At 62.2% G+C, this 26,901-nt stretch carries 33 protein-coding genes; all 33 read right to left on the bottom strand.

Annotated features, from left to right (window positions below; genetic code table 11):
• Positions 1 to 112 precede the first annotated feature (112 nt).
• Positions 113 to 604: a hypothetical protein gene (locus tag IPK75_18455; protein MBK8200333.1), complete on the bottom strand. Its 492-nt coding sequence runs from the start codon at positions 602 to 604 to the stop codon at positions 113 to 115.
• A gap of 36 nt (positions 605 to 640) precedes the next feature.
• A complete protein-coding gene (locus tag IPK75_18460; protein MBK8200334.1) occupies positions 641 to 2,110 on the bottom strand; it encodes a hypothetical protein in 1,470 nt (489 codons plus the stop codon).
• On the bottom strand, positions 2,107 to 2,790 hold the full coding sequence (locus IPK75_18465; protein ID MBK8200335.1) for a hypothetical protein: 684 nt from the start codon (positions 2,788 to 2,790) through the stop codon (positions 2,107 to 2,109). The genes IPK75_18460 and IPK75_18465 overlap by 4 nt, the downstream gene beginning before the upstream one ends.
• 18 nt (positions 2,791 to 2,808) lie before the next feature.
• A complete protein-coding gene (locus IPK75_18470) occupies positions 2,809 to 3,072 on the bottom strand; it encodes a hypothetical protein (protein ID MBK8200336.1) in 264 nt (87 codons plus the stop codon).
• Positions 3,069 to 3,725, bottom strand: a complete 657-nt coding sequence (locus IPK75_18475; GenBank protein ID MBK8200337.1) for a hypothetical protein — start codon at positions 3,723 to 3,725, stop codon at positions 3,069 to 3,071. The genes IPK75_18470 and IPK75_18475 overlap by 4 nt, the downstream gene beginning before the upstream one ends.
• 72 nt (positions 3,726 to 3,797) lie before the next feature.
• Positions 3,798 to 4,202, bottom strand: coding sequence for a hypothetical protein (locus tag IPK75_18480; GenBank protein ID MBK8200338.1), 405 nt, complete (start codon positions 4,200 to 4,202; stop codon positions 3,798 to 3,800).
• Between the two features lie 30 nt (positions 4,203 to 4,232).
• Complete coding sequence (locus tag IPK75_18485) at positions 4,233 to 5,192, bottom strand: phage major capsid protein (GenBank protein MBK8200339.1); 960 nt, start codon at positions 5,190 to 5,192, stop codon at positions 4,233 to 4,235.
• Positions 5,193 to 5,223: 31 nt separating this feature from the next.
• Positions 5,224 to 6,267, bottom strand: a complete 1,044-nt coding sequence (locus IPK75_18490; GenBank protein ID MBK8200340.1) for a hypothetical protein — start codon at positions 6,265 to 6,267, stop codon at positions 5,224 to 5,226.
• Between the two features lie 52 nt (positions 6,268 to 6,319).
• Positions 6,320 to 6,751 (bottom strand): zinc ribbon domain-containing protein, encoded by a 432-nt coding sequence (locus tag IPK75_18495; protein ID MBK8200341.1) that lies wholly within the window; start codon positions 6,749 to 6,751, stop codon positions 6,320 to 6,322.
• A 12-nt stretch (positions 6,752 to 6,763) separates the two neighbouring features.
• Positions 6,764 to 8,818, bottom strand: a complete 2,055-nt coding sequence (locus IPK75_18500) for a hypothetical protein (protein MBK8200342.1) — start codon at positions 8,816 to 8,818, stop codon at positions 6,764 to 6,766.
• Positions 8,818 to 9,801, bottom strand: a complete 984-nt coding sequence (locus tag IPK75_18505) for a hypothetical protein (GenBank protein ID MBK8200343.1) — start codon at positions 9,799 to 9,801, stop codon at positions 8,818 to 8,820. Before IPK75_18505 ends, IPK75_18500 begins: the two co-directional genes overlap by 1 nt.
• 137 nt (positions 9,802 to 9,938) lie before the next feature.
• Positions 9,939 to 10,415 (bottom strand): hypothetical protein, encoded by a 477-nt coding sequence (locus IPK75_18510; protein ID MBK8200344.1) that lies wholly within the window; start codon positions 10,413 to 10,415, stop codon positions 9,939 to 9,941.
• Between the two features lie 2 nt (positions 10,416 to 10,417).
• A complete protein-coding gene (locus tag IPK75_18515) occupies positions 10,418 to 11,230 on the bottom strand; it encodes a phosphoadenosine phosphosulfate reductase family protein (protein MBK8200345.1) in 813 nt (270 codons plus the stop codon).
• Positions 11,230 to 12,264 carry a hypothetical protein gene (locus tag IPK75_18520; GenBank protein ID MBK8200346.1) on the bottom strand — a complete coding sequence of 345 codons (1,035 nt, stop codon included), beginning with the start codon at positions 12,262 to 12,264 and terminating at the stop codon, positions 11,230 to 11,232. The genes IPK75_18515 and IPK75_18520 overlap by 1 nt, the downstream gene beginning before the upstream one ends.
• Before the next feature lie 11 nt (positions 12,265 to 12,275).
• Entirely contained in the window at positions 12,276 to 12,737 is a 462-nt protein-coding gene (locus IPK75_18525; protein ID MBK8200347.1) for a hypothetical protein, read from the bottom strand.
• Positions 12,686 to 13,114, bottom strand: coding sequence for a GNAT family N-acetyltransferase (locus IPK75_18530; GenBank protein ID MBK8200348.1), 429 nt, complete (start codon positions 13,112 to 13,114; stop codon positions 12,686 to 12,688). The genes IPK75_18525 and IPK75_18530 overlap by 52 nt, the downstream gene beginning before the upstream one ends.
• Entirely contained in the window at positions 13,111 to 15,222 is a 2,112-nt protein-coding gene (locus tag IPK75_18535; protein ID MBK8200349.1) for a hypothetical protein, read from the bottom strand. Before IPK75_18535 ends, IPK75_18530 begins: the two co-directional genes overlap by 4 nt.
• A 63-nt stretch (positions 15,223 to 15,285) precedes the next feature.
• Entirely contained in the window at positions 15,286 to 16,776 is a 1,491-nt protein-coding gene (locus tag IPK75_18540; GenBank protein ID MBK8200350.1) for a hypothetical protein, read from the bottom strand.
• Entirely contained in the window at positions 16,712 to 17,197 is a 486-nt protein-coding gene (locus IPK75_18545; GenBank protein MBK8200351.1) for a hypothetical protein, read from the bottom strand. Before IPK75_18545 ends, IPK75_18540 begins: the two co-directional genes overlap by 65 nt.
• A gap of 4 nt (positions 17,198 to 17,201) precedes the next feature.
• Positions 17,202 to 17,525 carry a hypothetical protein gene (locus IPK75_18550; protein ID MBK8200352.1) on the bottom strand — a complete coding sequence of 108 codons (324 nt, stop codon included), beginning with the start codon at positions 17,523 to 17,525 and terminating at the stop codon, positions 17,202 to 17,204.
• A 157-nt stretch (positions 17,526 to 17,682) separates the two neighbouring features.
• The gene (locus tag IPK75_18555; protein MBK8200353.1) at positions 17,683 to 18,162 is read right to left on the bottom strand and encodes a hypothetical protein; all 480 of its coding nucleotides are present in this window, start codon (positions 18,160 to 18,162) and stop codon (positions 17,683 to 17,685) included.
• Positions 18,144 to 18,329 carry a hypothetical protein gene (locus IPK75_18560; protein MBK8200354.1) on the bottom strand — a complete coding sequence of 62 codons (186 nt, stop codon included), beginning with the start codon at positions 18,327 to 18,329 and terminating at the stop codon, positions 18,144 to 18,146. Before IPK75_18560 ends, IPK75_18555 begins: the two co-directional genes overlap by 19 nt.
• Entirely contained in the window at positions 18,326 to 19,039 is a 714-nt protein-coding gene (locus IPK75_18565; GenBank protein MBK8200355.1) for a hypothetical protein, read from the bottom strand. Before IPK75_18565 ends, IPK75_18560 begins: the two co-directional genes overlap by 4 nt.
• A gap of 539 nt (positions 19,040 to 19,578) precedes the next feature.
• A complete protein-coding gene (locus IPK75_18570) occupies positions 19,579 to 20,778 on the bottom strand; it encodes a virulence-associated E family protein (protein MBK8200356.1) in 1,200 nt (399 codons plus the stop codon).
• Between the two features lie 55 nt (positions 20,779 to 20,833).
• Positions 20,834 to 21,895 carry a toprim domain-containing protein gene (locus IPK75_18575; protein MBK8200357.1) on the bottom strand — a complete coding sequence of 354 codons (1,062 nt, stop codon included), beginning with the start codon at positions 21,893 to 21,895 and terminating at the stop codon, positions 20,834 to 20,836.
• Between the two features lie 213 nt (positions 21,896 to 22,108).
• Positions 22,109 to 22,315, bottom strand: coding sequence for a hypothetical protein (locus IPK75_18580; protein ID MBK8200358.1), 207 nt, complete (start codon positions 22,313 to 22,315; stop codon positions 22,109 to 22,111).
• Positions 22,316 to 23,125: 810 nt separating this feature from the next.
• Complete coding sequence (locus IPK75_18585; protein ID MBK8200359.1) at positions 23,126 to 23,353, bottom strand: hypothetical protein; 228 nt, start codon at positions 23,351 to 23,353, stop codon at positions 23,126 to 23,128.
• 101 nt (positions 23,354 to 23,454) lie between these two features.
• Entirely contained in the window at positions 23,455 to 24,297 is an 843-nt protein-coding gene (locus IPK75_18590) for a phosphoadenosine phosphosulfate reductase family protein (protein MBK8200360.1), read from the bottom strand.
• A 235-nt stretch (positions 24,298 to 24,532) separates the two neighbouring features.
• On the bottom strand, positions 24,533 to 24,748 hold the full coding sequence (locus tag IPK75_18595; protein MBK8200361.1) for a hypothetical protein: 216 nt from the start codon (positions 24,746 to 24,748) through the stop codon (positions 24,533 to 24,535).
• Positions 24,745 to 25,176 (bottom strand): DUF1566 domain-containing protein, encoded by a 432-nt coding sequence (locus tag IPK75_18600; GenBank protein MBK8200362.1) that lies wholly within the window; start codon positions 25,174 to 25,176, stop codon positions 24,745 to 24,747. The genes IPK75_18595 and IPK75_18600 overlap by 4 nt, the downstream gene beginning before the upstream one ends.
• Positions 25,173 to 25,565, bottom strand: coding sequence for a hypothetical protein (locus IPK75_18605; protein MBK8200363.1), 393 nt, complete (start codon positions 25,563 to 25,565; stop codon positions 25,173 to 25,175). Before IPK75_18605 ends, IPK75_18600 begins: the two co-directional genes overlap by 4 nt.
• The gene (locus tag IPK75_18610) at positions 25,562 to 26,212 is read right to left on the bottom strand and encodes a hypothetical protein (protein MBK8200364.1); all 651 of its coding nucleotides are present in this window, start codon (positions 26,210 to 26,212) and stop codon (positions 25,562 to 25,564) included. The genes IPK75_18605 and IPK75_18610 overlap by 4 nt, the downstream gene beginning before the upstream one ends.
• Positions 26,209 to 26,889: a hypothetical protein gene (locus IPK75_18615; GenBank protein ID MBK8200365.1), complete on the bottom strand. Its 681-nt coding sequence runs from the start codon at positions 26,887 to 26,889 to the stop codon at positions 26,209 to 26,211. The genes IPK75_18610 and IPK75_18615 overlap by 4 nt, the downstream gene beginning before the upstream one ends.
• Between the last annotated feature and the right edge of the window lie 12 nt (positions 26,890 to 26,901).

Here is a 26,901-nt window from a genome sequence, read left to right on the forward strand (position 1 = left end):
GTATATGCTGAACCGCACGTAGGTCGCGACGCGTGACGATGCCTATCGCGAATAGGCGGCTTGGCCAAGGTGGAACGTCGTCATGCCGGGATCAGCTCCGGCCACTCTGGCTTCACTTCACGAACACGTTCCCCGCGAAATACACACTGAGCGGATTCGTTCCCCATGCCGGGCACACCAGCTTGATTTCGATGTAGTCACCCGCAGCGACCGCAATCGACAGTCCAGAGGCTTGGAAATAACGCAAGTTCGCCGATGTCGACACCGTCGCAACGAGCGTGTCCGACGTGTCGTTCTTGCGCACGTACAACGAAACCGATTCGTTGCTGCCGGCCGTCTTGGCGTAGCTGGTCACGTCGACGCGCGTGATCGTTCCTGCGCGCGGAACATGCAGCCGGCGTTCTGCGCCAGTTGTTGCTGGCGCGATAGGCAGCGCCCCGAAGTAGTACGTGGTCGAGTCTGCAGGATCGAATTCTGGCGACTGGACGAACAGCGCGTAGCCGGCGTTGGACTGCAGCGCTGCCACATCCGTCTCAAGATCCGTCAGCGCCGTGCTGATCTGCTCGCGCATGGTGAAATCGTTGTTGCGCTCTATTTTCGTCATGGGATCACCGCCTGTGTCGTGTGGCCGATGTTTTCGTCACCGCTTGCCGCCGGTCTTGATCCTCAGGTTCGTCATGTACCAGCGAAGCTTCGGAGTTGACCCCCAGTAGTTTTCGCTACTGTCGTAGACCGTTTGCACTGCGGTCGCCTGGGATATCAGGAACGACGGCGCCGGCTGGTAAGACGAAACCCCTGTGTATGGTGCTAGTGTCGTGTTTTCCGGGTTGTAGTAATCGGTCAGCACCGCGCTATTGAACGTCACCGCGAAAGAAATGCCAGAAACGCTGCAGTTGCGCCAAACCTTGCTGATAACCGCAGGCGAAACAAACGCAGGGATAGGTGGCGCCTGCATGACAAGGATGGAGCTGCCAGTGGTCGCGCTTGCGCCGAAATACGTGCGCCCATCGAACGAACACGCGCATGCAGGAGTTCCCACGCCGCCAGACAAGAAGTCACCAGCGGATCCCATGTAATTCCACCACTGGCCCGTGGCGCGTTCGACGCAAATCGGTATCGAACTGAACGCCGGGAACTGCGTGTAGACGTTGTTTGGAAGGAACATCGTCGACATGGATTCTTGAGAATCCACCGCGCATGCAAGGTCGCGAGCGTCACCGCTTGCGTAGTTATCGTCCTTGAACGTGGTGACTGCGATTACCTTGTCTGAAAATGCAGGGTATATCGTCCCGGAAAGCACGGCTGCAATGTCTATGATTCCTTCTTCTGTCATCAGAAGCGTGGTGCGGCCATACCGATGCGCGCTGCGAAGTCCAAGCGGCCTTGGACACTTGAACCGGCCGATCATCTCCCACGAAAACGCGCCGGCCGGATCGTCGCCCTGATAGACCAGAATCTCGCCAGTCGACATCACGACGCAGAACAGGTCGTCAGCGCCTTCGCCACCGTCGCGCGTGATCGTGCACAGCAGCGTTACCTTGCCGCCCAAGGTTGTGAACGTGCTGACCGGAAACTCGGCCAGCGCGCCTTGATACAAGCCAGCGGCGGCATACCAGAACGATTGCGCGTTGTTCTGCCAGTAGTAGCAGCGGCCCTTGAACGTGATCACGCCGCGCAGCGTCGTTGCCGTGACGCCGGTCACCGCGATATTCGAGCACGTCGTGCCGTTGTAGACCTGCGGCGTGTCCACCCCGTTGCACAACACCATCAGCGAGTTGAAAATCGTGAAGCTGTAGATTCCATCGCCCTGCGCGGCTTTCAGCGTCGACGGCGTCCCGGTCGAAACCTCAACGATGTCCCATGAATCCGAAAACGCCGATGTCTCTACTGCAGCGAGCAGCTTTTTGGATGCGCCTACCTCATACGGCGCGAGCGTGAATACGCGGTTCGGGCCAGCGTAGAAATTCTCCACTGGCGGCGCAGTCTCCACGAATGTCCCGCGCGGAATCCAGTCGAACAAACGGATAGCGTCCTGTGCCGGCATCGCCGTTACAGCGTCGCGCGCATTCAAACCGCCGAACGGCGCCGGAATAGAGACAGTCGGCATCATGCCACCCACAGATTCGTGTACGGTTCCGGAAACACCACGTTCTTGGCGGACGTGATCACCTGCGCGCCGGCATCAACGCCTTGGCGGTAATGCAGGTATTGCTTGAAATCGGCAAGGTCTACCTCCCAATCGTCGATACCCTTTTCCTTCTTCCACCGCCATTTCAGATCACGCACGAACAGTTCGTCATCGAGCACGCACACGTCGGTGTCTGCGGCGAACGTCTCGCGCGCGACGCCGAGCGATGTCTCCACGGCGTTCTTGGACACGTACTCGTAATTCAGCACGTAGCCGGCCTGCGGGTTCTGGACGTGGAGCTTGTTGTTCAGAAACCGGCAGTTGAACGCAATCGACGATATGCCGATCATGGCTTTCAACTGAGCCCATCGCGACGTGGTCACCGGCATGTCCGCAGGACGGCCGGCAGAGTACGGCCACAACGTGTCCGGCACGATGGACCAGAAGTCAGACGCCAGCGAGTATTCCGTCGCTGACGTGAGCGTGATTGATCCGGTTTTCCGCAGCTTCTGCCATTCGTACTGCCGCAGGGTGCGCACGCTGGCGTTGGCAAGGTACTGATACTGCGCGCTGCCGTCCGTGCTGCCGACGACAGTGGTTGGAACCTGGAAACCCGACTCGCCAGCGACTTGTTCCGCGGCGCTCAACAGTGACAGTGCCATGGTGCGCTCCGGTTGCGGTTAGAACTGGCCGTCAAGCGTCGCAGGAGCGTCACCAGCACGCGCTGCGGCGTTACCCTTGGCGTCGGTCTTGGCGCGTCGCTCGCGGACCTTGGCGACGGCCTCTGCCTCTTCCCGGTGCTGTTCGACCAGCGCCAGCTCTGCGGCCGTCGATGGCTCGCGCCAGACGACCGTGCCGGCGTCGACAACGACCGGGATCTTCCACTTGCCGTTTTCCAGCGTCGGAACGTGGCCGGCGCTGTGCGCGTTCTGCGAAATGCTCATGCTGCGAACTCCAAGTCAGTCAAGGATGGCGCCAGTTTCGGCGGTGCCGGCAGGTCAGACGCGGCCGGCGCGATTTCGAAGTGCCCGTTAACCAGTCGCAGAGCCGGCGGTTCCTTGCCTTCCGCCTTGGCCCGGAACACGATGTAGTGCATGGCCACGTCACGCCAGCGCGCCAATGCCTCAGGAACCGCGCGGCGCGGTTTCATGTCGGCCAGATAGTCAACGTCTTGGTCGATCATGTCGTCGGTGATCTGGACGCCTTCGGTCAGGACGGCATCGGTCGTGATGCTGGCGTCAACCAAGTCATCAATGGTGCGGATGCCGAGTTCGGCGAATGCGGCGATGGCGCCAGGCTTGATGCCGGGCAGCGCGAGCAACGGCATGCGCGGGCGCTTCAGGTGCTCACGGAATGCGGCCCATTCCTGCGGGAACTGGCGGACGTGGTCTTGGGTCGCCAACACGCTGATGTGATCCTGTTCATCGTCCTTCAGGACCATCACGTAAGGGCGTTCGTCATACACCGGGTATCCCTTCGCCCGCGATTCGACGGCGTTGCGGACTGGCTGCAGCGTGAAATACGCGCGCACGGTCTTGGCGCCCCAGAACTGTTGGCGCGCGATCTCTTCAACCTCGCGCTCGGAAATTTCGGCCATGCGATTCTCCTGAAATGACAAGGGCCGACGATATGCCGGCCCTTGGATGATACACCGCTGCGACGTGGCCAGTTACGGCAGCACGCTGTACTCGATGATCACGTCGACGCCAGAACCAGTCACGCCGGACGCGGTGCCGGTGCGAATGTAGAGCGTCTTGGCAGTAACCAGCGGAGTGGTGCCAGTCGCGGCGACCGTGCGGGACGAAACGATCGTGCTGCCCGTGTGCGTGGTCAGCGCGGCGTCTGCCACGATGGTCGGCGAGCTTCCGCCGCTCGCGCCAAACACGCCGAGCGTTGCCGTGGCGTTGTTCGCCGTGGCGCCAGTCGACAGGATGCGCGAATTGTAGAAGTACACGGCGCGGACGACGTAGCCATTGCCGGTGTACGGGATGTCGACGGATGCGCCGTCAGTCGTCGCGGTATCGGTCGGAACTGCCTTGACCACCACGCAGGGGTATGCGTCTTGAAGTGCCATGATTGATGCCCTCGATTGTTGGCGGTTGCGTTACGACGCGATGATGACGCCGTGGCCAGCGCGGCGGCCCGTGTGCATGGTGCCCATGAACCACACCGGAACGACCTCGTAATCGGCATTCGCGATCTGGCGTGCTTCGCCGACTTCCAGGAACGTGTCCTCGCTGTCCGAATTCGCCGTCAGCGCGATTTCCTCGGTGTTCAGGGCGTACATGTGCTTCGTCGGGCAACGGCCATCGTAGATCACCGGAGCGCCCTTGAAATACAGGTTCTTGTAACCCGAATCGCCGGATTCCGCCGTCATGATGCGCTGCAAGCCCTGCAGGGCTTCCCAATACAGTTCGTACATGTAGCTGTCGGCCACCCACACATCAGGCACATCGGTTTCGCGCTTGATCTCGAGCCACATGGAGTTCATGCGGCCGCGGATGTTGGATGCGGTCGTCGCGGCGGCTGCCGAATACTTGTTGCGCCAAAACGAATAGGTGACCTGGTTGATGCCGCCCACGGTGCCCGCTGCGGTCGGATCGTCAGCCACCAGCAATTGCAGGCCGCCGATTTCCTTGCCGCCGCTGCCGGTGCCGTCGCTGAAAATCGACAGGCCGAGCGTGTTCTTGAGCTGCGACTTGATCTGCTTCATGCGGGTCTTGAAGAAACTGAACTGTTCCTCCTTCCCGCGGTTCATCTTGCGGTCGCGGCCGCTGATCGAAATGAAGCCGCCAAGCTGTTTCCACTGGTATTCGGCGCCATCGAACACCTGTTGCGTGGTCGGCGGCGTGAACGTGTCATAGCCGCTGTACCACTGCACGGACGAATTGTCGCCGTACACGAAGGTATCGACCAGCGTGCGGCCGCTGACGCCGCCCTTCACCTTCCCCTTGTCCTTGAGGAAGTTCAGCAGGCCGTTGTCCAACAGGACGTTGTCTTGGATTTCGCGCGTGAACTTGCGCGCGGTAGTGGCGACAAGGTCGCCAAGATTGGGGTATGCCATTGCGAAGCCCTCTCAGTGAGTCACGGATTGGTTATTTCCGGCTGAGCTGTGCGTGCGCGTCTTCGAACGCCTCACGTTCACTCATGCGCGCCGGAGCGCCTTTGCCGCTGCCCTTGATCGTCCCGCTCGCTTGCTGCGTGCGCGTTACCTGCGCTGACTTCTGCTTGGCCGCCTGAATCGCCGCCGCATCGGCTGCCTGCTTGCGCTCGGCTGCCATACGTTCTTGGATGTCTGGACGCATCCCGATAACGATGCTGTACGCCTTTTCCGGGGTATCTGCATACCCCATCGAAACGCATTTCAGCATGTCATCGAAAACGCCATCGTCCTCGAAATACGGGTGTTTCAGGTTGCCAGCTTCGTCAGTAGCAGTCGCGAACCCTCGGACGGCCTGAGACAGCTGCATCCGCTGGGCCCTCTGCGCGTGTTCGTCCTGTTGGGCGAGGCGCGATTCCAGCTGTTGGACCTGACGCTGCAGACTTTCGGTCTGCGGGTCGATATACGGACGATCTTCGAATTGCTTCTGCAAATCGACGCCGTACATATCGGCAAGCTGCATCAGTGTTGACGCAGGGTCTTCTGCCAGGGCTTGAGCATAACTCAAAACCTGACGAAGTCCAGCGTCCGGCGTCATGCCCTGCTGTGCCCACTGCTGTGCGTACGGCTGAATCAACTCGGCAACCGGCGACCACTGGCGTTCCAGCGCGGCCCGCTGCTGTTCCTGCTGAGTGATGTACGCATTCGCGCGCTGCCACTGCGCGTTGATCGATTCCATGTGCGTATGGGCGCCTTCGTAGCCGTACAGGGCTTCCCATGCTTTCTTGGCGTCTTGGTGCCACCGCTCCGGCGCCGCGTGGCGCTTGATCTCTGCGGCGGCCTGCGCGGCCTGTCCGGCCGTCGTCTGCGCTGCCTGCCCGGGTTGTGCGGCCTGCCCGGTTGTGGCGGCAGGCTGATCTGCCGCTTTGTCGCCGGCCTCTTCGCCTTCAAACGCTGCCTTGAACTCGGCTTCCATCGCCTGATCGAGGCTCACGCCTTCGTCATCACCTTCGCCGCCCAACTGATCGTCAACTCGCATGTGTTTCTCCGCGTAACGCGACGCCCGACGACATGCCGGGATGGTCGCAAAATCAAATGATCGTCGGGCCCGTTATCGTCGACGGAATAACTCCTGATAACTTGTCGTCGACAATCTGCGCCATGATCTCGGCGCGTGCCGCAGCGTCGAATTCGTCCGGCATGTCCATTTCCGCAGCGATGCGTTCATCGTTGGCGATGCGTCGGTCGGACTCGCGCTTGACGAACTCCGGCGTATGGTCTCGCGCGTCCATCAGGTTGTACTTCGCGAAAATTTCCTCGCGCTGTTTCCACGACGTGACCATTTGACCAGTCGCCGGGCACCGGTAATGGCATTCACCCTGCACGCTGCCCATGACAGGCTGAATCTTGATCCGCATGCGCGCACCGCAACACTCTGGCGCCGCTGATTCGCATTCTGCCACGCGGTTGAATTCGTCCCGCACGGCCGTGCAGGTGTCGCAGCGGTAGGTGTAGGTTGGCATGATGTTCCCTGGTTATCGCGTTCCGCCGCCAGCGGCAGCACCGCCCGCAGCAATCAGCGCATCAATATCGGTGTATGGACGCAGCGGGCTGTATGCGTTACGGGCCGCCGCAGCCTGCCCAGGCGCGCGCATGGCTTTCACCAGCATCCCGCCGCCCGGGAAGCCCTTAAGTATCTGTTCGACATATGCAAACGCCCGCTCCGCTGTGCCAGAAGAGCGACCTAGCATGCCTTTCGACACAACGCTGTCCAAGGTCTGTGCGGCGCGGCCAAGTGCAGCAAGCTCTTCTGGCTCGTAAAGCTCTCGCATCATCGATGATCGATTTCGAAGCGATGACCGCAGGTTTGCAACGATAGCTTGCGGCCCAAGCGGTTCGCCTGCCGAATTGGTCACCATCTTCTGCAACACGGCAGATTTAAGCTCGCCCCATGCCGGGTTCATTGGGCCTTCGGCAGGCTTCAATGCGGCTTTCATCTTCTTCACGAACTGTGCGCCACTGACCTTGCTGACCTGTGCGGCGCCTAGTGCGGCTTGCGCCAGTTCCTCGGGCGTTTTCTTGCCGGCGAGCAACTGCGCGACCAGCTTTCCGCCGACATCGTCCTTCCCTCCCGCTTCGAATCGGCGCCCAAGCACTGCACGAGCGTCACGGGCAGACTTCATGGCCTGAATCACTGACGGATCGCCGCCAATAACCGCATTCTCGGCCAGCCCATCAAACCACTGGTCGAATTCGTTTTTGATCGTCATCAGAACCTTGCGATCAGTCGGATTCGACGCCGTGCCGATGGCGTTGTTGATCCGCTGCCGCTCGGTCTCGATTGCCTTGATCGTGACGGCTGAAGTTTTCTCCGGAAGATCGGCAACCTTCCCTTCGATGATCTTCAACACGCGCGCTGACGACGGCGTAAGCTGGTCGTCGACGGCAAATGCCGACGTAGCCGCTCGCAATCGGTCAGGAAGCGCGCGAACGGACGCCGCGTCTACCTTGGCGCCCTTTTCTGCGACGCGGCCGTAAAGGTCGGCAACGACGCCCTTCTGCGCAGCCTGTTCCGCCTGCGCAAGTCGCGCGATTCGGTCGAACGCATCGCCAGTCGTTGCCGCAGGTTCGCCGCCTGCCATCTTGGCGCGCGCGGCGTTGAAATAGTCCGTGATCGCCTGACGGTTCTGGTCGTCTATGCCGCGCATGAACTGCCCGGCGGTCGAATCAGACGCCCGCAGCATTTCCTCTCGGCGCAACGCGCCGTAATCACCGGTTTTCTGGCCTTGGGTCAGTTTCAGGCCCATTTCTGACTCTGCGACAACAGACTCCGGCGATGCGCCGGCCTGGATTTCCTTCCATCGCGCAGCCACAGCGCGCGCTTGGTCGTCTGTTGGGTTGGCGATGCCAAGCTGCTTTGCGAGCTCGCGCCCGGCGGCAAGCGTATTGCCTTTTCCGAACATCGCCTTGATTTTGTCAGTCGCTGCCCCGACCAATCGCCCAAGAAAAGGCGCAGCAAGCTCTCCAACAGCACCGCCAGCCGCAGTGGTAGCCAGCCGGAGCGGGTCGATTTCCTCTTTCCCTGCCGCAGTCAGCTGCAACGCGGCGTCGGTCGCACCGGAAGCCCCTGCCGCAACCGCCATTTTTCCGGGAAGCGTCGTCGCCATCCCGGCAGCGCGTCCGGCAGGCAGGAATGCCAACGTGTTTCCGACCGCGGCAGCGACTTCATGCCCTTGGACACCGGGCTTGTTCATGGCGAATCGCTCGCCGTTCGGCAATTCCAGAACTTCGTAGCCCTTGGCGTCCTTGACGACCTTGGCGCCCGGCGCAACCTTCTGCAGTGCCCGCGCTACATCCTCGTAATTCCCGAAAATGTCGGCTGCCGCTGGTCGTATCGAGTTCAAAAACGACTCGCCGCCGCTTTGTCCGGTAGCTTTCGCGAATTCGTCAGAAAATCCCCACGTACCACCGACCGTCGGAAGATCTTCTGCGCTGAATTGCGGCGCTTGCTGCGCGATCACATCCGAAAGGCGCATGCGCCCCGTTGCTGGCGCAGCGCCGCCGCTGATCAGTTCCGAGAGCTTAGGCATTACGGGATTTCCTCAACGTCCGGGTCGTCCGGAGAACCGCCGGTAACGCGGTATCGCTTGCCATTCAACTCGATGACTTGACCGACTTGGTACTGGCCCACGGCAGGAGTGTCGACATTCACCGCCATCGGCGGCACGAAACCGCGCAAGCCGCCTTTTTCGGCCGCGTACTTGTCGGCAGCCTGATAGGTCGACTGCGCGTTCTGCGCGCCCTTCTTGATCAGCCCGAGAACGACCTGATTCGCGCGCGGGTCCATGCCGAACGAAGGCACGGATTGTTCAAGCATGCGGCGGTCGCTGTCAGACAGCGCGCCTTTCATCTTCCCGGCAAGGTCCAGAACCATCCGGTTCGTGGCCGCTTGGAAGGTCTGCATGTTCGCGCCGGCTTCGGTGCCGAAATACTGCCCGGCCATGGCAAGCGCCTGCGGAATCGCGCCGGTCTGCGCCTTGTTCAGCACGTTTTCGATGACGCCAACCTGATCGAGCGTTTGCGCCGCGGTTGTGGCCGAATCACGCAGCGCACCAAAATACGCTGCGTCTTTCTTGTCAAGCTCTTTCTGGAACTGGGTCGGCGCCGGAGCGTTTCCGCTGACGTTGACTTGGGTTCGACCTGCCGCTCGCAACGCTTGCTGCGCTTGTAGGTATTCGGGCACCTTTTCGACCGAGCCAGTAGTCGGGTCGACCCAAAATCCGTCGACGAATTTGCGCTGATTTTTTTCAGGATTCAACAACGGGTCCGCGGCCTCGCTGCGTCGACGCCCGAGGCTTAGCTCATACGCCGCTTGTTCATCCCGCGCCGCCTGCTCGCGTTCGGCCATCTGCCGGCGCGAATCCTCCTCCAACTGGCGAGCCAGCGCGTCCGCGATGCGTTCGTCACCGCGCTTGGCGAGTTTCTTGCCGCCCCACGCCTGCGCGACCTGCGCGAGCACGCCAAGCCAGCCGGAATTCGGCGCGTAACCGGCATTCATCATCTGGCCGGCCATGTCCAAGTCGCGCTGTCCTGCCATCAGGTCAGCGTTGATATTCGGATACCCGCCAGCCCGGGCGGGCCCGGCCGCGCCGGGCGGGCCCCGCCCGGGGCCCCCGGGGGGGGTTCGGCATGAACACGGTTCAACCTCCCTTATTGCGCACCGAATCCAGCCGGCGCGGTAAGCACCGGGCTGCCAGGCTGCGTCAGCCGGCCCGGTTTCTGTTGCAGGCCTTGTACCGCAGACTGAAGGTCGTTCGTCATCTGCTGAGGAACGATAGGCGGCGACTGTTGCATGCCGCCGCGCGGCGCCTGCGGGCGCGTCATCGGGCCGCCCATGCCACCCAGCATCGGTTTCGCCATCGGTCGGCCTCCCATGCCACGACGGCCGCGCGCTTGCATCATCGCCTCTGCGAACTTGTCGTAACGGTTCTGGTTCGGGCGCTGCGCCTGTGGCCTCAGGTTGTTCATAGGCTGCGACGGCGCCGGGAATGTCTGTGGCTGCTCCATCGGCGCCGGCATGCCGAAGCCACCAAGATCATTGGCTGGCGTCCCGAATGAACCTTGCGGCCCGCGGTCCATCTGGCCCTGAATGATGCCGGGCGTCTGCCCGTAGGATCGTGCGAACATGGTCAGTGCTCCAGTTGTCGGAGCGGCAGCCGCCCCGGAATTGTCGTCTTGATGCGGTTGTGTTCAGCAACTAACGCTGCGACATTTTCGGAAATTGATGCCGCAGCGTAAGCTACTCTGTCGCGTAGGGTTTCAAGCTTGCTTGGCTCGTGTCTTTCAACATATGCCGAGCGATCGAATTCCGTCAAATACGCAGGGCATGTAACGCAGTCGATGTTACTCCGGCCGTAGCGATAATAGGCCGGCTCTGTCGCTCCGATTTCTGCCAAATATTCTACGACATCGGCATCTGCCCATTCGTTGATTGGGAACATAATTTCAACGCCAGAGAGAACGTTGTCATATCCCTGTTTCACGTTTGGCTGTAACGCGTCCGAATTCTTCTGGCCTCGAATCCACAGAGTGAACCCATGCGCCATCATGTAGTCCGCCATCGGCTGCCAGATGACGCGCGCGCAGCACTGATACCGGCCTTGTGCGCGGGGTGATGCTGGGTGCATGCCAGTTCCGAACGGCTGGTGCGGCGGCGGAGTAAGGTCGAGAGGAATCCCGAAGTCGCGAATGACTGACGGTTGGTCAGATTTCATGTGCAAAAAGCTAGGAACCGTCTCGGCAATGCGTCGCATCTGCTCGTGCGTCTCAACCGGCGCGTCACCCGTGTCCAGCCATGCGACCGTGATCCGATTCCAGTACGGACGCAACACATGCAGCGTCGCAAGGGAGTCCTTGCCGCCGCTGATCTGCAGGCAGGCCTTCGCGTGACGCGACAACGCCGCCTCAATCGCGTTAGTGTCTATGGCAAACTTAGCGCCCATCACATCACCATGATGGCGACAGACGCGATGCCACCGATCGCGCTATTCGTTCCGCTTGCCGATGCAGCCTGCGCGCCATACGCGGCCTGCTGGCCCTGCTGTTGCATCTGGTATGGCGTCACCGCGTCAACCTGCACAGGGCTACCTTGAGGCGTCATGCCGAACAACTGCAACGCGCGCTGATAGTCCTGCTGACTCAGTCCGGCGTTGAACTGCTGACCGGCGAAATCACGATCCAGCAACCCGAGCATGTTCTGGTAATCAGCCTGACCGGACTGCAGTCCGAACTGATCATTCCACTGTTGCTGCCCGAACCCGAACTGGCGGTCCCATTGATTCGCGGCGGTGCCGGCCTGCTCGCGCTGGAATGCCAACTGATCGATGAAATTCTGTCGCCCGATTTCCGCAGCACTCGCCGCCGCGTTACCGGAATTCGTGGCAATCTGAATGTTTGCCGCGTTGCCCTCGCGCGCCTGCATCAGGGCGTTCGCAAGCTGCGACTCGCGGTAGCTCTGGCCGAATGCCTGCTCCTGCGCCGCCAAGCCCTGTTGGAGCGCCTGCGCGCGTGCGGACGCATAGGCGTCGTTCTTGTTTTCTTCGAATCCAGCCACGGCCGCATCGTAAGCCTGCGTCCCGGGCTGGAACCCACGGTTGATCAACTGTTGCTCGAGCGACGCGCGTTGCTGTTGAAACTGCGGATCAAGCCGGCGCGTGGCCTCGCCATAAACCTGGTCCTGGAACTGCTGAAACGAGTTCAGCGTCGGATTGCCGACCTGCACGTCTACCGGATCGATCGGATTCGGCGATGCGTTGCCAGCGCCGGCCGTGCCAGCGGTTCCGCTTGGCGCCGTGTTCGTCATCGGCGTCGAAACCTGCGGCTGACCGGCACCGGCAGTGGGTGCGCCAGTAGGATTCGCGGCGAGCGACTGGCTGCGGCCGCTCGCAAGATTCGCGCGCTGACCCGCCGACAAACGCGGTGCGCCGGTCGTGTTCTGGAACTGCGGCCCAAGGCCGACGTTATTCGTGCGCGGCATGTCGTCGGCCCTCAGTCAAACGAACCGGTGCCATCCGCGCCGCCGCCCACCTTAGGCATGGGCAACGGTTTCGCCAGCGTCGACGGCTTGGCATTTCCGCGGCCGCCGCTGCCGGCGACCTGTGCGCCGACGCCGCCGCCTTGGCCGTACCGGTTGCCGACCCGGTTCATGATGCCGCCGAGGATCTGTTCCATGCCTGCCGGTGCCTGATAACCGGGCGTCGACTGGCCGGCGCGCTGAATCAGACTCTGCGCCAGCGCGGTCATTTCCGGGCTGTAGGACGTTTCCAGCGTCGTTGAACCATTCGGTCCGGTCTGGTACGTCTGCGATCCGAATGGGGTCTTGATCCCGACGCGGTTTGCCTGCGTCTGCGCACGGATGATTTCCGTAGGGTTTGGCGCCGCGGGTGCCTTGGGTTTCTTCATCGCTCGACCTCGGTCGTTCGGTTCTGGTCGCCGGGTAGCCATCGGCATTCGCGCCGCAGCATTCCGAATATCAGCACGTTCGCGCCTTCGAATGCTTCGCGCAACGTGCCCTCATGCGTGAATCCGATCCGGGCAGACAGGGCGAGCATGGCCGTGTTGTCTGCGCGTATCCTGATCGTGAGCCTATCACATCCAAGCTGGTGGAATACATACCGCGCGCAGGATCGCAGCAACGCCCGGGTCAGTCCGCCCGGCGTCGCCCACAACATCCCCTCGATGTCGCCGTCGCGCCATCCGGAGAACCCGAACACGGCGGCAGGCGTCCCGTTGTCGGTCAGCGCCGCGAAACACATCGTCTCGGGATCAACCTCACCGCCGAGCGCCGCCGACAGCAACGGTATCCACTCACGGCCGGCGACGATCACTGACGGCGAATCCCAGCGGGCGCGACGACAGCCACGTCGACGACATCGGGCGTCATCACGCGATCCATGATCTCCATCGTGCGCGCGTTGTCCAGCTCGTTCTGCGCCTGCGCGCGCTGCGCCTCGGTCATCACGCGCTGTTGATCGTTGCCGACCTTGGTCGCGTCGGCCTGCGCCTTGGCCATGTCTGCTTGCATCTTGGCCTGGTCGGTCGATTGCAGCTGTTTCTGCAGCTCGGCGTTCTGCGCCTGCGCCTGCTCAAGCTGCTGCTGCAATTCCTGCGTCTGCTGCTGCATCTGAGACAGCTGCTGCATCGAATTCGGCAACGTCTCAATCACGTCCTCAAATGTACGGCCGGCGCGCGGGAATGCGGCCAGCGCGAACTTGAGAACCGCCATACCCAAGTCAGCCGGCATCTGACCTCCCTGCATCGCCGGGATGAAGTTCTGAATGAATGGCGTGAACTGTTGCAAGAATTCGAGACGGTCGGACTTTTCCTGCGCTTCGTCCTGCGCAATCGTGCTGTCGGTCTCGACATCGATGGCGTAGCAGCGCGACAGGTCGCTACGTATCGTTTCCTGCTGTTCCGGCGTGAGTTCGATACCTGACTGTTGCGCGATCTGCACCGGGTCGAAATGCTCCGCGATGATTTCAGCCATGATCCGGAACGTATCGCGGTAGTGCGACTGTACCGCCTGCTGTTTCCGACTCAGGCGCACGTTCGCCCACTGGCCTTTCAACGCCTGTGCGGATGCCGTCTCGCTGGCCTGCGATGCGCCGCGCACGATGTCGGCAATACCGGTGATTTCGTAGAGTTCGGCCTTGGCGCGCTCGCGCTCCTGAGTCAGTGCCGCGACCGTTGCGACGCGGTCATCGTTCGAATCCCACAGCACGGGCGACGCCATGCCGGAGTCCTTCAACTTCATCGCCAGTGCGTTGACCGGCACGAACGCATTGTCGTCAACCTGCACGAGCTTCGACAGTTCATCGACCATCGTCGGGTCGTAATACCCGCGCACCTTGATCTGTTCCACAATCGACTTGATGCGCCCGATCAATCGGTTGATCTCATCGCACAAATTTCGAATCCGCGAATACTCCGGCTGCGGAATCAGCTCGCCAGAGACCACATCCATGATCATCGGGCGCGCGCACGGGAAGAAACCCTCAAGCCCGAGCGCGTCGTCATCGATGCGGAACAGCTCAGGGAAATCAGGCGCAAGCCACACGATTTGCCGGCGTTTCTTGTTCCACACCTTGATGATGCGGAACTGCTGTGTATACACCTGCGCGCGCAACTTCTGCTGTGTGCTGTCAGACGACAACGACCCGCTCGTTTTCGATCCGGCCACGTCGACGCCGAACTCTTCCTTGATCTTGCTGCCCGACATGAAAATGTCGACAGCGATCCACGTCACGTCCTCCCAGTCCTTGACCGGCTCCCAGTGGAAATTGACGTAGGGCACATACTCCGGCATCACCGACTGTGAGACGATGATTTTCTCCATCACCTCGACCATGACGGGCTCGCCGTCTTCGCCGGGTTCTTCGGCCTCTTCCATCAGCGGCGAGCCATCGATGGGCGAAATCGCCGGGCGCTCTGTCGTCTTCGTGTCCAGGTACAGCAGGTCAACACCGAGCCCGGCCACGAGGAATTCCGTGACCGCGCGCGTCCAGTGGTCCGAGTAAGGCCCCATGTCCAGCTGATATTCGATGCAGCGCTCAATCGCCATCGCGATCTGGCTGTCTGAATTCCCCATCGTCTGCGGAACAGGTTGCGCGCCGCCTTGCTCCGGCCCGGGCTGCGGATTCTGTGCCGGCGGCTTGGCGTATCGGCGGCGGACCTCGGGTTTCGGCAGCCGGTTGAAAATCGCCGCTGACGTGATCTGCGTGTTGGCCCAGAAAATCGGATACAGGACAGGCTGGTTCGTGTCCTCGCGATTCTTGGACTCATACTCGCGCATGGCTTCGGCAGCCTTGTCGCGGAACGGCTTGTGCGCCTGTTCTTCCCGGCGAATTCGCTGTAGCCACCGCTCGCGCTCGCGATTCTCGACGGGCGCGCCAACGCCGGCCGCTTGCTTCAACGTGTTGCCCGTCATGCCCGCCATCGTGTCACCCTCGGTCGAATACGCGAATCTTACCACCGCCGGCCGCGCCAGCCGCGTCGGACCTCACCACGACGCCGCGCGCGGTTTCTTCGTGAAAACGTCAGCCACCCGCAACGGCGCATCGAAATTCGGCGGCGCGTCGGACTTCGGCTTGGCACTCGCCCACGTCGAAGCGATGTACCTACCGAACAACGAACAGGTGTCGACGGCGTCATCGTGCTGGCCGCCCGGGAACCGGAGTAGCTGATCGATCACGCGCTCCGCCCACTCGGTCCGCGGCCAGTAGACACGCCCATTCGCGCACATCGCTTCGAACGACCGCGCGTTCGCCTCTTTCGTCGACGACGCCGGCAGCCATTCGCAGGCAGTCCAGGCGAATTCGTCCGATGCCTCGGACATGGCGCGCGTCAGGTACGGTTCCACCGCGCGCCGGATTGGTCCACCCTCACCGATGAACCGTAGCGGCTTCCACCGCTTGAACATCGTTACCATCTGGCGCACCCAAACGTCTGACCCGGTCTGCCCGGACCACCACGCCAGCGCGTACACGTCGCCCTTGTGATCAACGCCCCACACGGCGAGTTCCGTGAAGTCTCCGCCGCCCGGTGTCACTGCGAAGTCGCCAGACATGTATACGTTGAGCGATGTTGGAACGTCGGTGTAATACTGCATCCACTCACGCTTGAACTGCAGGCCTTCCTCCGCGGTCGGCGTCTGCTGGTACAACGCCAGCCAGTCCCGAGGACCGAGCGCGCGACGGATCGCCTCAAGTTCGTCAATATCGAACCACTCAGGCCACAGCGGCAGGCCGCCATCGATGGCCGGCAGGCTGATGACCTCCCATTGCTCGCCGCCGTCTTTCGCGTCGTTCAGTAGGCGCCCGCACAGATCGTCCTCGTGCCATCGCGTGTTCACGATGATGATGGACCCGCCAGGCATCAGGCGCGTGCGCAGTGCGGCGCGGTACCAGTCCCAGACGCGCTTCCGCTGCGGCGCAGATTCGGCGTCGGCGCGATTCTTGAACGGATCGTCAATCATCGCGACATGCGCGCCACGCCCGGTGATCGGTCCGTCAACGCCAGCCGAGACGTAGATTCCTCCGCGGTCAGTGCGCCACTTGTTACGTGCGGTCGAGTCGGCGGCGAGCGTGGTATCGAACACACGGCCGAACTCTTCGGACTTGATGATCTCGCGCACGTCGCGACCGAAATCGTCGGCCAGGTCCTGCCCGTAGGTCGTGCAGATCAGTTGCTTATCCGGGTTGCGACCCATGAACCACGACGGGAAACGGCGGCTGGCCAGTTCCGACTTCGTGTGGCGTGGCGGCGCGAAAATCATCAGCCGCTTGCACTCGCCACGCTCTACACGCTCCAACGCCTCGCATATCCGAGCATGGTGCTGACCAGCAACGAACCCAGGCATGGTGTACCGCGTGAACGCCAGCAACGAATCCCGCGCATCGTCGCGCGCGAGCAATTCGGCTGCAGCCTCACTCGGTCCGATTTTCCTCGGCGATGTCTGCGCCTGATGCTGCGATGCGTTCAAGCTCTGCACGGCTCAAATCCCTTGCGCTTCGGGCCACGTCGCGCGTCGTCACGTCGACGACCTGTTTGTCTGCCCACTGGTCCGGCAACCGATTGTTCAGCCAGTAGCGGCAGGCATCCAGATTCGGCGGAACCTCTTGGGTTTCTTCGATGCGCTTCGGGCCGGTCTTGGTCGCGACGACCTTGACGACCTCGCGGTGGTATCCGGTAGCAAGGCGGTAGACGGCATGCACGACATGCTTGCTCGCATCGGCCAGGCCGGCAGTGCACGCTTCGTTGAACTCCGGCGATTCCAGTCGAAACCGTCGAATGTCGCGGGCGCGCAGGTCATCACCCAACGCCTGCGCGACCTCGAAATCACTGGCGCCGAACGTCTTGCACACACGGCGCGCGATCCCGGCGTATTCGGGGCGGTACTCGGGCAGCGGCATGCGATCAGCTCGGGTTGTTATCGATGATCTCGACGCCGACCAGCGCGGCAGTGGCGGACTTCACAACGCGAAACTGACCGCGCTGCGCAATCGTCACGGACGTTTCTCCGGCAGCGATGGTGCAGGCGCCGACGATGGCATCCACCAGATCGATCCAGTTACCGCCCGCGTCCTGATACTGGACCTTGACGGTCTCGGCGCCAGCGATGACGGCCGCGGCACCGTACAGACGGACGCCCGTGTTGCCTGAGTAGACGTTGAACGCAGACGACGTGGTTGCGCCCGTCGCCGGTTCGAACAGAATCGTTGCAGGGGTCACGGTCGGCATATCAGCGAACTCCGGGCTGGGTGCGTGCGATCAGGCGCAGAATGGCGGACACGGCGTTACTCCGAGCGGTTGCGATGGCGCCAACGATACCACGCCTCGCCGCCGATCAGCAGCACGCCCGGCGCGGCCAGCGTGAACCATGCCAGCGTGGCCGCGGTCATGGGCACACCGCCAGAACGACGGCGTTCGTCACAGAAACAGCAGCGCGTATGTTCGCCATAGTGCGAATCGGGCGCTCGCTGGAACACCACGCCGGCGTGCGCTTGGCTGCGTGGTAGGCGTAGGCGTATGCCGCGCCGTTGTACGCGATGACTGCCAGCGGCGACGGATGCGGCCCGATGATCGGATTGGCCTCTCGCGCGGCATCGCACAGCGACAGAGCTGCGACCGTGGTCACGGTGTCGCCCGCGGTCCACAGCGCGAGACGTTTCAGCTGCGCGCGCTCGCCTTCGTCGATGGTTCCGGCACGGAACGCCTTGACCTGGTCGCTCGTCGCGTCGTCGCGGCAATACACCTGACAGCAGTATGCGATGCAGCCGTCGCGCTCGAGATCGCCGTGCGCCACGGTGTCCTTCCGGTTCGCCGACGCGCAGGCGGTCAACGCGAGCACGGCCAGAATCAGGGCGATTGTACGCACGGCGTCGGCTCCAGTTCGACTTCCGGCAGCTGCTCGGCCGCCTCGATGCGAGACAGCAGACGCGCGGCATCAGGCGCAGAGCGCAGCCCGGTCGCACGGACGCCAGCATCAATCAGCCCAGCAAGCGCCTGCAGTTCGGATTCGGTCAGAGTGATTCGGTGGATCATGGCTCAATCGCCACTTGCTGAGCGGCGCCCGTGTTGAACAGCGCCATCAGTTGCGTTTTTCCTGCGCCGTTGTCCTGAGCGTACAGGCGAACAGCGTTTGCTCCCGGTGCGCTAGGTGCGGTTTGCTCAAGGAACTCAAGCGCGCCGCCGGCAGTCGGAGAATTACCTCGGATACCGACGACACCAGCAGCAGAACGATTCAGAGACGTATCAAGCGTCCCGATAGTTGGCGCGCCGCTACCCCACGACAGGCAAGATGCGCCACTGAGACTTATTGCTGTGTTGTAGTCTCCCCACAAAGCGACCTGTGGGCCGTACACGCCCTGCGCGAAGTAAATCTGCCCGTTGACGCCGACACGGAAACGATTCGACCCGCCCACTTGCAACAGCATCAGATTCGAGGCCGCATTGCTCGCCGTATTCGTGACGTTGAGCTTAATCGCACTCGGCGTGCCGCTGGTGTTCCAGGTTGTCGCAAGGTCAAGCAGCGACGTGGCCGCGCTTCCGGTCAGCGACTGTCCAGACAGGCTCGCGTAGATCGTGCTGAGCAGCCCGTCCTTCTTCACGCTGGCCTTGCTCGTTCCGCCAACCTGCAGATCCAGCAACAACGACGCGGCGTTGCTCGCCGTGTCGGTCACATTCATCTTGATCGCGGTGAACGTGGTCGCGCCGTTGTTCCACGTGTCCGCCATGTCGTAGATATTGGCCATTACGCGCTCCGTTGTTCGATGTAGGCGCCGGCTCGATCTAGGATCGGATCGTCGGCGCGGTCTTTGATCGCATTCGCCGGCACGGCATCACCAGCGGCAGAGCCAGCGGCGCTGCCAATCGCGCTGCCAATCGCACTACCAATCGCCGAACCTACGCTCACGCCTCGCCCTCAAAAATCGGCCGCCGGGACGACACGAATCCGGCGGCCTCGGAAGATGCGCCCTGTAGCGCAGCGGCTGGAGTGTGAGCCGCAGGCGGAGTGTGCGCTTGGTGGGTGCCCGCGTCAAGATCCGCCAGTGCGGCGATGATCCAGTCGTCGACGATGGGCGCTGGTGGAGTCTCGGTAGTCGTTTGGGTCGGTCATTTCCATACTCCTGCGTATGTTACCAGTTACCACGTGTTACCAGTTTCCACCCCGTTTTCTAAACCCCGCCTCCCGCACGTACGCGCGCGCGTATACGAGGGCTGCCCTGATGGCTCTATATACTTAAGACTATTAACTAGTGGTAACAGTGGTAACAGTGGTTACAATGTTGATTTATAAGGGAAGTTCGTTACCGCCGTTACCACCTTTCGGATGGCGCCACACCTTGAGCACCTTGTCCCCCCGGCGGGCAGTGACGCGGTTCCAGTTCAGCGCCTTGAGAACGGCCGATGCCCGCATCTGTGTCGCCTTGTCCCAGGCGTCGGCGTCGATCTTGAGGCAGTCGCCCAAAACATCGCCGATCGTGACCTCGTACCTACCGATCAACCACTGCTCGAATAGCGATTCCCATTCGTCAGAAACTCGGCGTTGCTCCTGCTCGCGACGAGCGTCGTCGACAGGCACATCCCACCATGGCGCGCTGGCGTCGTACAGCACGACCGCCTCGGCGAACAGTTGCCCGCGCCACTTGGTCAGCCACTCGGTATCGACATCGCCGCAGCGCACGGGCCAGAACCTGCGGGCGCCGGTCGCGTCGCGCAGGTATTCGTCTTCGTTCGTGGTGCCGGCGAACACACACATGCGCGGGTGATCCTCGGCGCGGCGGCCGTATGGCGCCCGGTAGCGGTCGACCTTGCACGTGATGACACGCTTGACGGCGGCGACCTCGGCGCGGCTGAACGTGTCCATTTCGGCAATCTCGACCAGGAGTTTTCCCTGCAGCGTCTGGAAAAAGTCCTTGGACATGACAGACTCGGCAGCTTCGGCGAACCAGCGTTTGCCTACCAGCGCCTCCAGCCCTGACGACTTGCGAGCGCCCTGTGCGCCCTCAAACACCGGCATCGTGTCGACCTTGCAGCCAGGATTCAGAGCTCGGGCGACCATCGACACCAGCCAGCACCGGCCCACAGCCTCAGTGTAGGCGTTCTGCTCGGCACCGAAGCCGATCGCGATGAACTGGTGAAGCCTGCGCACGCCGTCCCACCGCTGGGCGCGTAGCCACTCGGTGCACTCGTTGCGGCGGTTCTGCATAGCTGCGGCCGTCACGGCGTCGCGGGCAGTGCCGACGGCCATCTTGCCGATGCTGATGGTGCGCTGCATCCACAGCGCGAGGCGCACGTCGTCGGAGTCCGACCACTCGCGCGGCTCGTTGGGCGAATCCCACGTCGTCAGCACGCGCCCGAGGAATTCGTCGAACCAGAACGCGCCAAGCATCGCCGGGTGGCGTTCAAGGATCCGCGTCGCGTTGTCCAGGTTCGGATGCGGCACGCCGCGGTCGGACAGTTCGAGCCCGAGGTCTGACCAGCGGATCATGGTGCTGTAGGCCTTGGAGGCGGGCGGGGCCGTGGTTTCGTCGACGGGCTCGGCCTCATGGGTAGGGATCGCCCGCCGCCGGCTGGTCAGGCGTGGCGGCGGGCTGCGTTACAGGCGCGGCTCCGGTCTCCCGGTGAACATTCTCGATCACCTCCTCTTGCTGCGACGGCTCAGGCCCGGCCGCCTCGGGGTTGTCCAGCATCGCCCGCACGTCAGCGTGCGGGTTGTTCGTGATGAAATCGTGCCAGTCCGTTGAGTCCGCGCCGACATCGAATATCGGCACGAACAGCCTCGCCCCGCTGGCAACGCCGAATTCAACCCCGGGGTTCTTCCCGGTGCGTCGCTCAGTCTCGTGGTCGTTGTCGACGGCTGCAACGATTTCCCGGCCGGGGAACTTGGCACGCATGGCCGCCACGACCGCAGGCAGGTTGCCAGCCGACATGGCGCAGGCGACTGAATGGCGCGTCGCAGCGCGGAGCGCAGCGCCAGTGGCCCAGCCTTCGCAGACGAGCACACGAGCCTTGTCCGGCCCGATGATCGGGTGGAACGCGCCGGCCATGCGTCCGCCGGGCATGAACAGTTTGTTGCCATCGGCGTCGATCGATTGGTAGCTGGCGAGCCTGTCGAAATCCGAGTAAACCGGGATCAACAGCAGCCCGTCCGCCGTAGCGCGCATACCGGCCGATACGGGCACCGCCTTGCGTACCACGTAGGGATGCAGCGCCGGGTCCGCCTTGGCCGCCTGCAGGGCCTTTGCAGCGCGTTCTGCGGCCTCTGCGTAGGCGATGGCCTGCTCGGTCTCGCGGCGGTGTTTATCGGCCGCCCAGCGCGCTTGCTGCTCGGCTCGCTGCTCTGGCGTGAGGCTCGCGCCGCCGTTGCCGTTCAGTGGCGTGGTGAACGTTCCCGAGAATCCGCGTTTGTGATCCTCGAAAAATCCCGCGGGCCGGTCGTCGTTGAAGATCCGATAGGACAGGTTCTCGGCGCGCCCGCGGTCGCCTTCGATGTGCAGGCGATGCCAGGCGCCGTCGACTTGAATGCGTGATGTGTCGGAAGGCTTGACGCCATGGGCCGCGAGTGCGTCGACGAAGGCGGCGATGATCTGGTCGGTGCTGTGCATGGTGCCTCTTGGGTGGCGTGATAGGTGACGGTAAGGGCGACCCAAGAATCGCCCGGCGCTGGCCGGCGCATGTCCCGTCGTTTTCAGTGTAGCGTGGTGTTGCGTTCAGCGCACGCGACGGGTAAGGTAATGCCTCGCCCCGCCCCCGCGCGCCAGTTCGGCGACTCCCCCTGCGTCGGACATCATGCGATCCCCAACGCGGGAGGCGGGGTCTTATTTTCGTGGCGTCAGCCCCGCCCTATTCTCTTCGTTCCAGCATTCGAGTTTCGCGACCGCATCATCCGGAACATTTCGCGCGCCGCACCGATAGGCACCGACCGTCTGCGCGGATCGCCCGATGATCTCGCCGACCTGGTGACTGGTCAGGCCGCGGGTGCTCTGGATGGCGTTCAGGCGTTGGAGGTTGCGGGCGCTGTTCATGGCGAACGCTCGTCGTGCTCCACACACCCGAAGTCAGCAAGCGTAAGCAACTTGGCCGAGTAGTCAGAAGCATCTTGCACAAACGCTAGATGCCCCTCTGCCTCTGGTGTGAAAACGCGCCGATAGTCGTCTCCAACGTCGCGCCATTCGGTCGAATCCCAGAATTGCTTGACTCGCTTGCATCGTCCAACTTCGGCGGATATTGCTCGTTACTCAGGTCGCGACCAGTGGATGCAAGTTGTGCAGCGGGGCGTCTGCGGGTCAGTCACGGCGTATCTCCTTGGTTTTGCGCGAACTAAACAAAAACGACGCAACCACTCCAGCCATGCCGAGCGCGACGACTTGGCCTGCTGGATCGCAGGCCAGGAATTCGATGATGTGCATGATAGTAGTCATTCGTTATCCCGTCCGTGCAGTAGTGCTATCGGTTTAGTCCGACTGTGCAGTCGGAGAATGGGTGTTAGTCGGCAATCGGCGTGATCGGGCCTTTCATCCACATCCCCGGCCTCCACGAATAAGACACCCCGCTTAACGTGCTGATTCTCCAGTGCGCGCAAGCCTCCCGGTTGTCGTGAACATTGCCGTAGCTGCCGGCGTAGAAAATCACGTCGGCCACATCCCAATGTTCGTAGAGCCGTTTGGGCGGGTGCATTGGCAGGTGCCCATCCGTGGCAACGAAGTAAACGCCAGGCTGCGTGGGCTTCCTCTGACTGAATCCGTGCTTGCTCCAATTCATCTCGATTCCTTGTGGTTGCCGCCTAACAACGCGTTGCAGCCGACGCCGCTTCGCGTCACGGCTGAACTTGATCGTTAGGCAGCATGTTCATCATCGCGGTCAATCACAGCCTCGAAGCCGCGCTGCATCGCCCGAATGCAAGAGGCGTGCTCCTTCCTCCACTCGTCCCACGCCGCGCTCCGCTCTTCATACGGTGCCGGGTAGCTCAGCGGCGAGGCATCTTTTCCCGGTGCCATGTGCCCGGTCATCACGCGAAACGCGAATGCCTGAATCTCGTAGCTCTCGATCGTTGTCAACTTCACGTGCTGCTCCCTAACTATGCGTTCAAGCGGATTGCTCGGACGCACCTCGTTTCAATCAGACGCTTTCGCGTCGCAACCGCTTAACGCGGCGTTAGATGGAATCATCCGAAGCACTCGCCGTCGTCGGCCTGACAGAGCGCTCCCTCGGTTTCGAGCGCCAATGCGCCCTGGTTCTCCATGAACTCGCGCAATTCGCGACGTGAGTATCGGGATGAAAACGTTCCGCCTGTGCCGCTTGTGAGAGAGCGCGCCAGTGTTTCCATACGCTCCCACCACGCATGCCGCTCTGGGTACGTCGTTGCAAGGTGCGCTTGGATCGCCTCGGCTTTCAGAAAGCAGCCATCGCAGTTGCCGAGCGGCGTCTTGCCGTTGAGGTTCGGCAATTGCAGGTCGAACGGTTGCGCCTGCCAGAAGCGCATCACGTCCAGCTTGCCGACGCCAGCCGTTGCCATCGGGTGCCACACCGTCCAACGTTCCGGCGGTGGCGGCTTGTTCAACCTGGCCGGCTCGTCGGCGCGCAGGCCGCGGCAGTTCACCCAATGTTCCCAGCCCAGCGACATCAGATACTTCTTTGCGGTGCGAATCTTCAGTTCGACACTGCAGAATCTGGCTTGTTGGTTTGGCAAAAACGAGCGCTTTCGAATCAGCGCCTCGAACGGCTCGCCGTCACGCGCTGCGGTTGCGTGATCTACGATCACGAAGCCGGGGCTCGCTGGAATGTATTCGAGCCAGACAATCGGCACGTTCCACCGCTCGCCAACCTCGCGCACGAAGTCGAGCGTTTGAGGCATTTCGCGGCCGGTGTTTTGGAACGTGACGGCAACGCGATCTGGCAGCGGTCCGTTCGCGTCAAGAATCCGGTCCAGCATGTAGCCGCTGCTGCGTCCGCCCGAGAATGCGACCTGCACATTGCCTTCCGGCAGGATGTAAGGGTTTGGTTTCATCGTGTGAATCCTTCTAACTAGCCAATCGAGCGGACGCTCACGCGCCGCTCATTGCCGGTTCCTCTTAGAAGCGCGTGCCTAGCTTCGTCAAGGAAATTGCGCGTTCCTCTGGGACGGCCCGCTTTTCGGCATTCCCCGCGTTTGCCTGGTTGGGGCACGACGCTCAGGGTTTGTTTTCCACGCTTTTCTCCGTAGGTTCGGCCCCGTTCAACGGTCGCGCTGCCGGTACTCAGCGTTACTCGCCCATTGCGCGAATCGCATCAGCGCACTCATCGCGCGTGTCGTGCTTGAACCTGCCGTTGGCGTGGCGCTCCAAGCACTTCTGCGCGCACGTTTCACGCTCAATCTCCGCAGCCCGCATGAGTGCCGGCACAACCCAGTCTGCGATGTAGTGCGGCAATCCCAATCCGAAGAATTCAGACGCAAGGTCGTATGCCTGCTCGCGGGTCATGGCGCACCATCCTTCAGCAACGGGCCCGACCATGAACGCACGGCCCTCACGCGAGCGCGGGAGCACTCGACGCCGCTGTAGCCGTAGCCGACGGCGAAACCGACGAGCCAACGGACGCCGGCAGACCACGCCGCTTTGGTCGCGGTCCAGTACCAGGCGGACTTCACGCGGTGCAGGTCGGTGTTCGCGGTCGGGTCGTGGCGCGTGTAGTCGACGACCGTCAGCAGTTCCTGGATAGTCGGCAGGCGCCAATCGGCATGGCCCAGCAAGCGCAGTTCGGCGACGGCCTTTTCGGCTTCGGCAAGGGACATGGCGCCGGTACCGATATCGTCGGCAGCCCACATCAGGCCGTTTTTTTCGTCCATCACGGCGACGTGTTCGTTCGGAAAAACCTTGCGAATGTGTGTTTCACGATTTGTGCTATTCATGGTGTTTTCCTCATGTCAGTGTCAATAGCGTTGTCTGCGACGACCTTCGTTTCGAACACTTCGCCGCGATAGCAGAACGGTTCGGGGCAATCGAAAAGGTGGCGATACCTGCCCGCGTCTGCCATCGCCTCTTTCACGATGTGCGCAGCGTTCGGACGAAGCCCGTAGGTGTTGCCGTCGATTTCGACGAGCTCGGCGGTGTAAACATCATCGATGACCGGCTCACCCATGAATGTCGGCGCGTCCGGCATCGCTGCGCGACAGGCTGCGCGGTATTCATCAAGCAATGCGTGGCCTTCGTCCCATGACCCGAGGCGATTCAGCAACGCGCATTCCAGCATCGTCGCCAAGCGGTGTGCATAGTCACAATCTACTGTGTGCAGGCTCACGTCATTCCCCCCTTGTTGAAGATCGCGCGGAGTGCGGCGCGCATTGATCCTGGGTCAGCAATCCGATAGGAGTGCGCCCACATTGCTTCACATCCCTGCTCAATCGCCTCATCACTGATCGCATCCACGTCCACGGCCTGCGCGGGAGGGGCTGTGTAGAGCGGAATCGTATATTTCTCGTATTCAAGCCCTGTAATCCTGACTTGAAGTGTTCCGCCGTAAGGATTCATCCACGCCACCGGCTCCCCGCGCGCCGATTCGAGTTTGGCCACGCGGGCGCGAAGGCGGTCAGCCTCGCTCGACTCGTCGAGCATTTCGTCGTAACCCAATCGCAAGTCCTTCACGCAATCGGTCGTCGTGCTGATCAGATCATCGGTGCTGATTCCGGCCGCGTCAGTCTTTCCATCGGTATCCCCGCCGGCGTCGGTGAAGCACTGCCAGAGTGCGGCGCGCAGGCGGTCGATTTCGTCCGAGTCCTTGTCGACTTGTTGCTGTGCTGCCCGAAATTGATCGGCGTGCATTGAGTGCGCATGACGATCCATTGCAGAACGAGAATTTTCGGCGGAGTCTTGAAACTCGGATGCCCAGTGCGAGAGCAATCCAGATACGTCCACATTCAAACCGCCGTCCTTCGGATGCGCGCTCATGGCGTCACCTCCGCAATGCGCTTGAGATAAACCGGATGCGACTCAACGCACGCAATGAGATGGTGATACTCGGCCGCAACGTCGTCGCATTCGCCGCCCGGGCAATGCGAATAAGCGATGCGTTCCAGGAATCGTTCCGACGTGATGCCGTGCTGACACCCGGCCCACCAGCGCAGCCCGTGTATTTTTGAGTGGACCGCCGTGACGAACCGGCGATTGCCGCCGTGAGGACCTGACGTAAGCCACCAGTCGCCGTCGCCGATGCTGGCGCCGTCGCCGATGCTGGCGCCGTCGCCGATGCTGGCGCCGTCGCCGATGCTGGCGCCGTAGCCGATGCTGGCGCCGTCGCCGATGCTGGCGCGTGAGCCGATGCTGGCGCGTGAGCCGATGCTGGCGCCGTAGCCGATGCTGGCGCCGTCGCCGATGCTGACGCGGTTGCCGATGCTGGCGCCGCCGCCGATGCTGGCGCGTGAGCCGATGCTGGCGCCGTAGCCGATGCTGGCGCCGTAGCCGATGCGCGCATCCGGCCAGATCGTTGCATCGCTAGGCACTACGAGCGATCGATCCAGCTTCGCGCTCGTGGCAACGATGCCGCCTGTCGATCCATCGGGATTCGTCCAGCGCCGCGCTTCGGCTGATTTCCAGCCGCCGAATAGGTGAGTGAATGTGTCGGTCATGGCGTTGCTCCC

Source organism: Acidobacteriota bacterium (assembly GCA_016712445.1).
GTDB lineage: Bacteria > Pseudomonadota > Alphaproteobacteria > Caulobacterales > Hyphomonadaceae > Hyphomonas.